Annotated in this window: 9 protein-coding genes; 5 read left to right on the top strand and 4 right to left on the bottom strand. The window is 66.8% G+C overall.

The window, feature by feature from the left end; all coding sequences use genetic code 11:
* Positions 1-3: 3 nt before the first annotated feature.
* Together JVX90_RS07890 and JVX90_RS07885 are read right to left on the bottom strand one after the other, a co-directional pair.
* Positions 4-438, bottom strand: coding sequence for a hypothetical protein (locus tag JVX90_RS07890; protein ID WP_205331810.1), 435 nt, complete (start codon positions 436-438; stop codon positions 4-6).
* The gene (locus tag JVX90_RS07885; protein ID WP_205331809.1) at positions 435-2,978 is read right to left on the bottom strand and encodes a protein kinase; all 2,544 of its coding nucleotides are present in this window, start codon (positions 2,976-2,978) and stop codon (positions 435-437) included. Before JVX90_RS07885 ends, JVX90_RS07890 begins: the two co-directional genes overlap by 4 nt.
* 103 nt (positions 2,979-3,081) lie before the next feature.
* Here JVX90_RS07885 and JVX90_RS07880 point away from each other — a divergent pair, with 103 nt between their 5' ends.
* The 5 genes from JVX90_RS07880 (at position 3,082) to JVX90_RS07860 (ending at position 8,682) form a co-directional block, all read left to right on the top strand.
* Entirely contained in the window at positions 3,082-4,623 is a 1,542-nt protein-coding gene (locus JVX90_RS07880; protein WP_205331808.1) for an acyl-CoA synthetase, read from the top strand.
* 65 nt (positions 4,624-4,688) lie between these two features.
* Positions 4,689-6,053 (top strand): NAD(P)-binding domain-containing protein, encoded by a 1,365-nt coding sequence (locus JVX90_RS07875; RefSeq protein WP_205331807.1) that lies wholly within the window; start codon positions 4,689-4,691, stop codon positions 6,051-6,053.
* Positions 6,050-6,940: an alpha/beta hydrolase gene (locus tag JVX90_RS07870; protein WP_205331806.1), complete on the top strand. Its 891-nt coding sequence runs from the start codon at positions 6,050-6,052 to the stop codon at positions 6,938-6,940. The genes JVX90_RS07875 and JVX90_RS07870 overlap by 4 nt, the downstream gene beginning before the upstream one ends.
* Before the next feature lie 71 nt (positions 6,941-7,011).
* Positions 7,012-7,980, top strand: coding sequence for a prealbumin-like fold domain-containing protein (locus tag JVX90_RS07865; protein WP_205331805.1), 969 nt, complete (start codon positions 7,012-7,014; stop codon positions 7,978-7,980).
* An 81-nt stretch (positions 7,981-8,061) separates the two neighbouring features.
* The gene (locus JVX90_RS07860; protein WP_205331804.1) at positions 8,062-8,682 is read left to right on the top strand and encodes a class F sortase; all 621 of its coding nucleotides are present in this window, start codon (positions 8,062-8,064) and stop codon (positions 8,680-8,682) included.
* 61 nt (positions 8,683-8,743) lie between these two features.
* Here the strand turns inward: JVX90_RS07860 and JVX90_RS07855 are convergent, their stop codons facing one another.
* Positions 8,744-10,372, bottom strand: a complete 1,629-nt coding sequence (locus tag JVX90_RS07855) for an ABC-F family ATP-binding cassette domain-containing protein (protein WP_205331803.1) — start codon at positions 10,370-10,372, stop codon at positions 8,744-8,746.
* A gap of 80 nt (positions 10,373-10,452) precedes the next feature.
* Positions 10,453-11,490, bottom strand: a complete 1,038-nt coding sequence (locus JVX90_RS07850) for an FUSC family protein (protein ID WP_205331802.1) — start codon at positions 11,488-11,490, stop codon at positions 10,453-10,455.
* Positions 11,491-11,545 lie beyond the last annotated feature (55 nt).

Raw genomic sequence — 11,545 nt, 5'->3', positions numbered from 1 at the left:
CCGTCACCGGCGACGCGCACACGCGGCGACGAGTGCGGCGATGCCGTTCCGATCGAGCGAACGTCCGGCTTCGTCACCCGCCCGGAGCACCCCGGCGGGCATCGATGCCGCCATGGTCGCCGTGAACTCGGCCATGTCGACGGGATCGAGCTTCTCCGGGTGGAACCCCGACTCGTCACTGCGGCGGGCGACGGCGCCGAGCAGGAGCGACGCCCGTTCGTGATCGTCGTCGACGAACTCGACGTACGCGAGCGTGGCCATCCCGACCATCCACGACGTCAGGTCCGATTCCCGGTCGCAGGCCGTGATCATCCTCGTCAACAGCTCACGCGGTTCAGCGGTGTCACCCGTACTGCGGAGGATGTTCTTGGCCAGCAGCCAGAGGGCTGACGTGTGCAGCCAACCGAACCCGTGCTCCTCGGCTGTCCGGCGCATCACGTCGAGATGCGACCTGGCTTCCACCGGGTCGCCGCCCCGCATTGCCGCGACCGACAACGCGATCTCGATCTCGGCCGCGGTCCACGCCGAACCCTCGGCGATCGCGAACCGACGCGCCCGCGCGGCTGACTCCCGCGTAGCCGTGAGCTCGCCTGCACCGGCAGACAGATACGAGAGCATCGCCGCGGCCTCGGCGGCCGCCCGTCGCTGTTCACCGGGCCGCGGCTCCTCGCCGAACCCGTCGGCGAGCTCTCGAAGCCGCTCGCCGCACGCGGCGATCGTGTGGAAGTCTCCGGCGAGGTGAGCCAACAAGGCCCGCCCGACCAGACACCGGACCACGACGGTGTCGACTGCCCATGCGGAGCCGGGTTCGTCGAGAATCGCGTCCAACAGCGACAGCCCTCGTCGATCCGGCCACGCCGATACCAGATCCAGTACAGGTCACCGACTATCCGCGCATACGCCACCGGGTCGGTGCCGAGCGCGTCGTCGAGCGTCACGCGGATGGTGGGCATGTCCGCGTCGACGCGCTTCATCCATTCCGTTGACGCCGGGCCGCGGAGCCCCGCGAACGCCTCCGCTGCGAGGGCAACCGTCCATTCGAGTCGCCGAGCCGTCACTTCTGCACGGCGTTGGTCCCCCATCTGATCCGCTGCGAACGTGCGGACGGTGTCGAGCAGGCGGTACCGGCGTGGGTCCCCTCCCACCACGGTGACGAGCGACTCGTCGACCAGCCCCGCGAGATCGTCGACGAGTCCTGTCTCCCGTCCGGTGACGGCGGCGATCGCATCGACGTCGAACGAGCCGACGAAGACCGACAGCTCCGTCAACAATGAGCGCCGCGACGCGGTGAGGTCCTGGAACGACTCGCCGATCACAGCCGACAGGCTGGTCCGCCGGGAGTGCCTGCCGCTGTCGTCTCGTCGGAGGAGGTTCAGATTGTCGGACAGTCCGGAAAGCACCTGGCGTACCGACAGGATCCGAGTGCGGGCCGCGGCGAGTTCGATCGCCAACGGCAGGTGATCGACCGCGTCACACAGGCGACGGACGTCGTCGAGATCGGCAATGCTGACCGGGTGAGGGCTGCGCGCGATGAAAAGTGCGGTGCCGTCGTCCGGCGGTGCGAGCGCGTGGCGCCGTTCGCCCGGCACACCCAACGACGTGCGGCTAGTCGCCACGACGGACACCTGCGGACAGGATTGGAGGATCTGGTGCGCAGCATCGGCGATCGGGTCGACGAGGTGCTCGCAGTTGTCGAAGACGAGCAGGCATGTGCGGAACGCCAGATTCTGGATCACCGCGGCCAGACCTCCCGGAGCTGTGATCCCGAGGGCGGAGATCAGTGCATCGGCCACTCCGGACGCATCACCCACACCGTCGAACTCCACGAACCACGGACCGTCAGCGTCGTCTCTGGACAAGGCGATGCGCTGGGCCAGCCGCGTTTTTCCCACACCGCCCGGCCCGGTGACGACAACCATGCGGTGGCCGTGCAGCAGACCGTTGACCTCGTTGAGGTCGTCCACGCGCCCTACGAACGACGTCAGCTCTGCGGGGACGCTGCGCGTGCGTCGCCCGGGCATCGATGAGGAGGGCACCGACGGCAGCAACGTCGCGGGTGAGGACGACAGTTCGCCTGCCGTGTCGGACCGGTCCGCCAACCGCGAGAGGTCGGCGGTGGACGCCGACGCCGCCACCCAGTCCGCCAGAAGTTCGCGGGCAGCGGCCATCGACGGTCGCCTGTCCACGTCCCTGTCGAGCAGCCTGGCGACGACCACGTCGAGATCGGTCTCCACTGTCATCGGACGGACCTCGGTGCTCGAGATCCGATGAAGTGTTGCGATCACGTTGTCCGAGTCCGAATGCGGCGGTCGACCCTCGACCATCGTGTACAGGGTGGCGCCGAGCGCGTACACGTCGGACGCCGATGTCGGTTCGGCGCCGCGCGCGACCTCGGGCGAGAAGTACGTCGGTGTGCCGGTGACGATCCCACTCCGAGTGATCGCGGGATCGTCGTCCGACCGCGCGATTCCGAAGTCGGCGACTTTGACCACGCCCGCCGTGCTTCCCGCGACAGCCGTGGACACGAGGATGTTGCCGGGTTTGAGGTCGCGATGCACCAGCCCCGCAGCATGCGCCTGCGCGAGCGCTTGTGCGACGTGGACGGCGATCTGCGCTGCTTCGATCGGTGCGAGAGCGCCGACGGTCCGGAGCAGGTCTGCGACGCTGACCGACGGAAAGTACTCCATCACGAGCCATGGATCGTTGTCGTCGACCACCACGTCGAACATCGCCACCGCGTGCGGGTGAGAGAGCCGCGCCGCTGCTCGAGCCTCGCGGATCGCCCGACGCCTGCGAATCGTCGCCTGTTCGGTGTCGGCACCGCTGACCGTCAGTATCCGCTTGGCCGCGACGTCGCGGTCGAGGAGTTCGTCCCGCGCCAGCCAGACTTCACCCATTCCGCCGCGGCCGATGCGCCCGACCAGGCGGTACCGGTCGCCTACGAGCTGGGACGGCGCAGGCTCGATCGGTTCGATCATTCGCTGATCGTAGGCGAGAGCACAGGCGGCTCGGACGAAGGGACGCCGAACGACCGAGCGCTCGGTTACTGTCGGATTCACCCCCCACTATGAGGAGCGTCACGTGTATCCAGGCAGTTACGTCACGACCACCCCGGACAAGCCGGCAGTTATCCGCCCGAGTACCGGTGAGACGGTCACCTACGCGCAGCTGACCGACAACTCGACGCGAATCGCCCACCATCTCCGCGGTCTCGGGTTGAGGGTCGGCGACACCGTGGCCGTCGTGACGGACAACGACCTGCGGGTATTCGACGTGTACTGGGCCGCGATCCGCAGTGGCCTATACGTAACCGTCGTCAATCACCATCTGACTGCACCCGAAGTGAACTACATCCTCGACGACTGCGGCGCGAAGATCGTCTTCGCGTCGGCGAACGTGGCGGACGCCGTGTCGCTCGCGCACGAGATCGACGCGCTGTCCGCACCCGACCGTCGGGTGGCGTGGGCCGGCCCAATCGACGGCTTCGTGGACTATGACGACGTCCTCGCCGGGTCGTCGGCTGAGCCGCTCACCGATCAGCCGCGCGGCGCGGACATGCTCTACTCGTCGGGCACCACCGGTCGCCCCAAGGGCATCAAGCCGAATCTGCCCGGTACCCAGGTTGACGACTCCTTCGATCTGATCTCGCAGGTGTTCGGACCGGTGTACGGATTCGGAACCGACTCGGTCTACCTCTCCCCCGCGCCCGTGTACCACGCCGCGCCCCTGCGGTACTGCGCGATGGTGAACGCGCTCGGCGGGACCGTCGTCCTGATGGATCGTTTTGAGCCCGAAGCGGCTCTCGGCCTCATCCAGGAGTATCGGGTCACACACAGCCAATGGGTGCCGACGATGTTCGTGCGCATGCTCAAACTGCCCGACGAGGTGAGGGCGTCGTACGACGTGTCCAGTCTCCAAGTAGCCATCCATGCGGCCGCGCCGTGCCCTGCCGAGGTCAAGAAGGCGATGATCGCCTGGTGGGGTCCGATCATCAACGAGTACTACGCGGCCACCGAAGCGGCCGGTGTCACTCTCATCGGGTCGCAGGACGCCCTCGAGCGACCCGGTTCGGTGGGCCGCGGCGTGCTGGGAGTGATCCACGTATGCGGCGACGACGGCGCAGACCTCCCGGCGGGCGAGGTCGGCACCGTGTACTTCGAGCGTGACGAGATGCCGTTCGCCTACCACAACGATCCGGCGAAGACGGCCGCCGCACAGCATCCCGATCATCCCAACTGGGCGACCACCGGCGATCTCGGCTACGTCGACGAGGACGGGTTTCTGTACCTCACGGACCGGAAGGCGTTCATGATCATCTCGGGCGGTGTGAACATCTATCCGCAGGAAGCCGAGAACGTGCTGATCAACCATCCGGCGGTGTACGACGTCGGAGTGATCGGGCTTCCGGACGACGACCTCGGCGAAGTCGCCGCCGGTTTCGTCCAGCTCATGGAGGACGTCGTCCCGTCCGATGAACTCGCCGAGGAACTCAAGGACTTCGCCCGAGCCGAACTCGCGGCATTCAAAGTGCCGCGCAACATTGCGTTCATCGACGAACTCCCGAGAACACCCACCGGCAAGCTCGTGAAGGGAGATCTGCGCAAGCAGGTGCTCGGCGCCTGAACGTCCCGTGCCGAACCGGCCGGAAACGATTGGACTGCTGTCCAGAGCCTTGTACACTCCGGCCCATGAGCAATCCCACGACCGCCGTGATCGGTGCAGGCATCAGCGGACTCACCTCGTCCAAGATGCTCACCGACTACGGCGTTCCACACACCGTGTTCGAGTCCTCTGACCGGATCGGCGGGAACTGGGCGTTCGGCAACCCCAACGGTCATTCGAGCGCGTACCGATCGCTCCACATCGACACGTCCAAGCATCAGCTGTCGTTCCGCGACTTCCCGATGCCGGACTCGTACCCCGACTTCCCGCACCACACCCAGATCAAGCAGTACCTGGACGACTACGCGTCGGCTTTCGGGTTGCATTCGACGATCGAGTTCGAGAACGGGGTGACCCGAGCCGTACGACTGCCCGACGGTGGATGGGAACTGACCACTCAGCAGGGGCAGACGCGGCGATTCGACCTTCTTGTGGTTGCCAACGGTCACCACTGGGATCCCCGCTGGCCCGACTTCCCCGGCTCGTTCGACGGCATCGAGATGCATGCTCACCACTACATCGATCCCGGCACGCCGCACGACTTCGCCGGGAAGAAGATCATCGTCGTCGGGCTGGGAAACAGCGCCGCCGACATCGCAGTGGAGCTCTCGTCGAAGGCACTGGACACCGAGTTGTACCTCTCGACCCGCTCGGGCGCGTGGATCGTCCCGAAGTACGTCGCGGGGCAACCGGCCGACAAGTTCTACAAGACCAACCCGTACGTCCCGACGTCGTGGCAGCGGAAGATCGCCCAGTTGGGGCAGCCGTTGATGTCCGGTCGGCCCGAGAACCTGGGCCTTCCGACGCCCAACCACAAGTTCTTCGAGGCGCACCCCACCCAATCGGTGGAACTCCCGTTGAGGTTGGGCTCGGGCGATGTGATCCCGAAGCCGAACATCGACCGACTGGACGGTCGCACCGTGCACTTCGCAGACGGCACGAGTGTCGACGACGTCGACATACTCATCTACGCGACCGGATACAACATCACATTCCCGTTCTTCGATCCCGAGTTCATCTGTGCACCCGACAACCGCATCGACCTGTACAAGCGCATGCTGTATCCGGGAATCGACGATCTGCTGTTCGTGGGCTTCGCGCAGGCCACACCGACACTGTTCCCATTCGTCGAGGCGCAGGCGAGGCTCGTCGGCGCATACGCCGTCGGCCGCTACCGGCCGCCGTCGCCGGGCGAGATGCGGCGGGTGATCGAAGAGGACACGCGAAAGTACACGGGACACATGCTCGACCGCCCGCGTCACACTCAACAGCTCGACTACTTCCTGTACGAACACGACATGCGAGTGAAGGAGTTGCCCGCAGGCGCCCGCCGAGCGGCACAGAACGGCCCAGTCGAATGGGCCGACGCACAGCGAGGAGCCGCATCGTGACCGATCCGACGCAGGTCTGGTTCGATTCATCCGGCACGCGGTGCTCCGGCTGGTTCTTCCCCGTCGAGGGCTCAACGCCGGAGCCGGTGATCGTGATGGCCCACGGGCTCGGCGGCACCGTCGACGCCGGACTGACGCCCTTCGCCCGACGTTTCGCCGAGAACGGCTATCCGGTGTTCGCATTCGACTACCGCGGTTTCGGCGAGTCCGAAGGCTCGCCCCGGCAGAAGGTGTCGCTCACCGGGCAGGTCGACGACTACCGTGCCGCCTGCCGCGCAGTGGCCGACCTCCCGGGCGTCGATCCGGCGCGGATCGTGCTCTGGGGCGTCTCGCTGGCTGGCGGCCACGTGCTGCAGGCCGCTGTCGGTCGCGACGACGTTGGCGCGGTGTTGGCCCTGGTCCCGATGGTGAGCGGCATGGCCGCAGCACGTCACGCTCTACCGCTGCATTCGCCCGCCACATTGGCGCGGTCGACGGCGACCGGTCTGGTCAGCAGCGTGCGGCAGCGATTGGGAGGCGCTCCGGCAACCATTCCTCTCGTCGGTCCGCCCGGTTCGCTCGCCGCACTCACCGTCGACGGGTACCAGGAGGCGTATGAGTCGATCGCCGGACCGAGTTGGCGCAACGAGGTCGACGCGTCGATCGGTTCGGAGCTCGGACGTTACCGTGCGCACAAGGCGGCGTCGTCCGTGCATGCGCCGTTGCTTGTCCAGATCGCCGACTTCGACCAGGCGGCTCCCCCGCATGCCGCGGCGAAGGCGGCGTTCGCGGGAAAAGCCCAGGTCCGACACTATCCCTGCGACCATTTTGACGTCTTCGACGGGCGCGACTGGTTCGAACCGGCGCTCACCCACCAACTCGACTTCCTGGCCGCCACGTTTCACTGATCCCTCGTTATCTTTCTGTTATGTAGTACGTTCAGACGACGGGGTTGTAGGACGCACAGGGGGGCACATCGATGGATCGACGACAGACGCCGCGCAGGCGACGCCGCCTTGCGATCGGCGCAGTCGTGATCTTGCTCATCGTCGGCGTCTCTCCTGCCGCCGCTGATCCGATCACCACAACGGGCCCGGACTCGCATGTTCCGCGCACGTTCACACCACCTCGCGCCGGAACGCCGTCGGTCACGCCGCGCACGGGTACACCGATGCCGGATGCCAGCCGCCCACCTCACAGGCCGCGGCTGACACCGTCCACCGCGCCGGGCCTGACGACGCTTCCCTCGACACAACCGACGACGCCCGTCCCGACGACACCATCGCCGGCCGAACCGAGCATCCCGCCGACGATCTCGATCACCCCGACGTCGGAACTCACCGGTGACGGCACTGTGTCGGTGCTAGCCCTCGATTCGGACACTGGTGAACCCGTACGCGGCGCCGAGCTCCAGATCACCGACACGAACGGTCGGCGCTCGATCGTCACGCCGACCAGCATCACTGTTCCTGCAGGTGAGATCACGATCACCGCATCCGGCGCGCCCGACGGATACCGCTACGAAGGCAGCCTCTTCCGATCCGGCGTTGTGGAACCGGGAAAGATCAGCTCCTTCACCTTCCAACTCCGGCGGAAACCCGTCGGCGGCGGGTCAATCGTGGCGGTGGCGCGCGATCGAGTGACGGGAGCGCCGCTGCGCGGCGCGGCCTTCACCGTCGAGACATGCGCGGGCGACTTGGTCGAGACCGTGTTCACCGGAGTCGACGGCACCGCGCGTCTGACCGGTGTGCCCGCAGGATGCCATTCGGTCACTGAATCGGGAACACCGACGGGGTTCGTCGTCGACGCCGATCAACGCCGTATCACCGTGGTCGACCGCAAGAAGGTCACAGTGACCGTTTACGACTTGCCGAGCCGTTATCGAGTGGTTCGCGACCCGGCCCACCGGGTGCCCGTGAAGTCGGTGCCGACCGGCATGGGCGGGTGAGTGTCGATCATTCAGGTGAATGACCCGAGCGGTAACCGCAGGTCGTCGAGCCCCGACATGTCCCATGCGAGAGGAGGACCGATGGCCACACGCCGAACGAGTCGGATCGCCGCTGCACTCGCCGCCCCGATGACGCTTCTCGTCACGGTGGCGCTCGTCTCCGGATGCGGAGAGCAGCCGGCGTCCCCCACCCCGACACAGGGGCGACAGAGCCTGCGACCACCGGTGACCGCGGTGTCCGATCACCCGTCCACTCCGGTCAGCCTTGAGATCGACGACGAGGGTGCGCCCACGGATCCGGTCGCGACCGACGCCGAGGGCACCCTTCTGCCACCGACTGACATCGGACGCCTCGGCTGGTGGGTCGACTCGTCGCTCCCCGGATCGGGTTCCGGGACGGTCGTCGTCGCCGGGCACGTCGACGACATCGTGCAGGGCGCGGGTTATGCGGCCCGATTCGCCGATCTGACTGCCGGTGACACCGTGACCCTGGTGACCGCGTCGCGTGCCAGGATCGACTACCACGTGACGTCGGTGATCGACGCGCAGAAGAACGGGACCGGAACCGATGCAGTGCCCTACGACGAGCTCAACCGCCAGACCGGCCCGGAGACCCTGGCGTTGGTGACGTGTGGCGGACCGTTCGTCGGCCCGCCGCTCGGCTATCGCGACAACATCATCGCGTTCGCGTCGCCCTCGTGACGGGCCGCGCGACGATGGCCGGATTCCGATCCGATCGATCCCGACCGGCCGGATCTCCTGATCAGGCGAGCTCGATGAGCTCCTGGTACTCGTCGGACCAGTGATCCTCGGTGCCGTCGGGCAGCAGAATCACCCGCTGCGGTTCAAGAGCCTCCGCTGCACCGGGGTCGTGAGTCACCAGCACGACGGCTCCGGTGTAGCTTCGCAGCGCCTCGAGGACCTGCTCACGCGAGATCGGATCGAGGTTGTTGGTCGGCTCGTCGAGCAGCAGCACGTTCGCCGCCGACGACACCAGCCCGGCAAGGGCCAGTCGCGTCTTCTCGCCGCCCGACAGGGTGCCCGCGGGCTGCTCGAGCTGAGGGCCCGTGAACATGAACGCGCCGAGGAGACCTCGCAAGTCCTGTTCCCCCGCATCGGGTGCGGCATGCCGGATGTTCTCCCACACCGTCGCGTTGTCGTCGAGGGTGTCGTGTTCCTGCGCGAAGTAACCCACCTTGAGCCCACGGCCGGGTTCGAGTCCCCCGAGGTCGGGTTTCTCCACCCCGGCGAGCAGCTTCAGCAATGTGGTCTTGCCCGCACCGTTGAGTCCGAGGATCACCACGCGGCTGCCCTTGTCGATGGCCAGGTCGACTCCGGTGAAGATCTCGAGCGATCCGTACACCTTGGTGAGGTTCGACGCCATGAGCGGCGTCTTTCCACAAGGCGCCGGCTCTGGGAAGCGGATGTGCGCCGTCTTGTCGGCGACGCGCACCTCGTCGAGCTCGTCCATCATGCGTTCGGCGCGTTTGAGCATCTGCTGCGCTGCAGTCGCCTTCGTGGCCTTGGCGCCGAGCTTCGCGGCCTGCACACGAAGCGCTCCGGCCTTCTTCTCCGCATTCGCACGTTCACGTTTGCGGCGCTGTTCGTCGGTGGCGCGCGCGTCGAGATACCGCTTCCAGCCCATGTTGTACACGTCGGCCTCGCCGCGCACGGCGTCGAGGAACCACACGCGATTCACCACATCGGCCAACAGGTCGACGTCGTGACTGATCACGACGAGTCCGCCGTCGTGATTCTGCAGAAAGGTACGGAGCCACGCGATCGAGTCGGCGTCGAGGTGGTTGGTCGGCTCGTCGAGGAGAAGTGTCATATCGGACTTGCCCGAACCGTCGGACGCCGCGAACAGGATGCGAGCGAGTTCAACTCGACGTCGCTGACCGCCCGACAGCGTCCGGAGCGGCTGTTCGAGCACCCTGTCCGGCAGACCGAGACTGCTGCAGATACGCGCCGCGTCACTCTCGGCCTCATACCCGCCTAGCGCTGAGAAGCGCTCTTCGAGACGGGCGTACTTGACGATCGCGCGGTCACGGATCTTGTCGTCAGCGGCCTCTTCCATGAGCGCCTGCTGCTTGGCCATCGACGCCAGGATCTCGTCGAGGCCGCGCGCCGACAACACACGATCTTTCGCGAGGACGTCGAGATCGCCTTCCTTCGGATCCTGCGGAAGGTAACCGACTGGACCCGACGTGCGGATCTCGCCCGCGTACGGCTGCGTCTCGCCTGCGAGGATGCGGAGGGACGTCGTCTTGCCCGCTCCATTTCGGCCGACGAGGCCGATGCGGTCGCCGGGCTGAATGCGCAGTTGGTCTCCGGGCGCCGACAGGAGGGTCCTCGCGCCCGCTCGAACTTCCAGGTCGGTCGCGGTGATCACGAGGGTCCATCGTACGGATCGCGGTGGTCGCAGGGCCAATCCTCGATAGCGAAACGCCACTGTGTGTGACCCGAGACGCATCAGTCGCGGCTGACGCCCCTCCGTCGACCCGGCCGAGCAGGGATCATCACCGCGACCGCGACGCCTACCGCCACCCCGATCAACGTGTCGACTCCGCGCAGAGTCAACATCTCCAACGGCGGTGCGGGCGCGGTGAGTTCGGTCATGAGCATGATGAGCGGAGTGAAGAAGCCGATCGCAACCGCGTAGTGACGGCTCATGAACAGCTCCGTCGGCCACAGTAGGAACACCGCCACGGCGGCCACTACCGCAGCGCCCGGGTCGAACGCCAACAGCACCGCGGCGATCAACAACCCGGCAAAGGTGCCCAGAGTTCGATGACCTGCTCGGACGAGGACCGCGCGCGTTGTCGCGTCACCGGGCCTGGTCCCGTCGATCGCCGCCAGCGGCACGGCGGCCGCCGCCATCGCCCAGTTGGCGTGATCGAAACCGAGGACTGTCCCGATGGCACCCGCGACGCCGACGGCGACTGCGTACCGGACCGCGTGGACACGCACCCCGGACGGCGGGGTGCGGAGTAGCCACCGCATGCCGGTGAGCCAGGGTTTGCCATCCAACGGACGAGGGACGCCGATCATTCCGATTCCCACGGCGAGCACTGCAGTGGCGGCACAGATCGCGACAGCCAGCGGCGGAGCGACGAGGTCCGGAGGGACGGTCGCGGTGGCGCCGAGAGCGAAGATGAAGAAGAACGGCCCTGCGGGCCGCAGCCGCGCGACGTCGGCTGCGAGTGAACCGACGAGCGCATACACCGTCTCCACGATCACCAGGACCCAGACGGGAGTGCCGATGGCGGCGAGCGTGACGCCGATCGCGACTCCGAGTGTGAGCAGACCTCCCGCCTGCACCTGCCGGACGATCCGCGGGCGTCCTGCGACCCGACGTCCGTACATGCCGGCGAATGATCCGAAGACCGCGTAGACCAGTAGTTCGGGCCGACCGATCAGCAGCAGAACCGACATCGGAACGAGCAGACCGGCGAGGACTCGCAACGCATGGTGGTGGTCGTCGCGGTCGGGGCGCACCGTTGTCCTCATCGGAACCCATCCCCTGCGCGTTGCACGAGCGGAGCCTACTCGACCGGACCTCGCC

The organism is Gordonia sp. PDNC005 (genome assembly GCF_016919385.1).
Classification (GTDB): Bacteria; Actinomycetota; Actinomycetes; order Mycobacteriales; family Mycobacteriaceae; genus Gordonia.
This window is presented reverse-complemented; position numbering and strand designations above follow the sequence as displayed.

Excerpts from the sequence above, each read along its gene's own strand:
- JVX90_RS07850 (WP_205331802.1), bottom strand. The coding sequence starts at position 11,490 with ATGAGGACAACGGTGCGCCCCGACCGCGACGACCACCACCATGCGTTG.
- JVX90_RS07875 (WP_205331807.1), top strand. The coding sequence starts at position 4,689 with ATGAGCAATCCCACGACCGCCGTGATCGGTGCAGGCATCAGCGGACTC.
- JVX90_RS07860 (WP_205331804.1), top strand. The coding sequence starts at position 8,062 with ATGGCCACACGCCGAACGAGTCGGATCGCCGCTGCACTCGCCGCCCCG.
- JVX90_RS07865 (WP_205331805.1), top strand. The coding sequence starts at position 7,012 with ATGGATCGACGACAGACGCCGCGCAGGCGACGCCGCCTTGCGATCGGC.
- JVX90_RS07885 (WP_205331809.1), bottom strand. The coding sequence starts at position 2,978 with ATGATCGAACCGATCGAGCCTGCGCCGTCCCAGCTCGTAGGCGACCGG.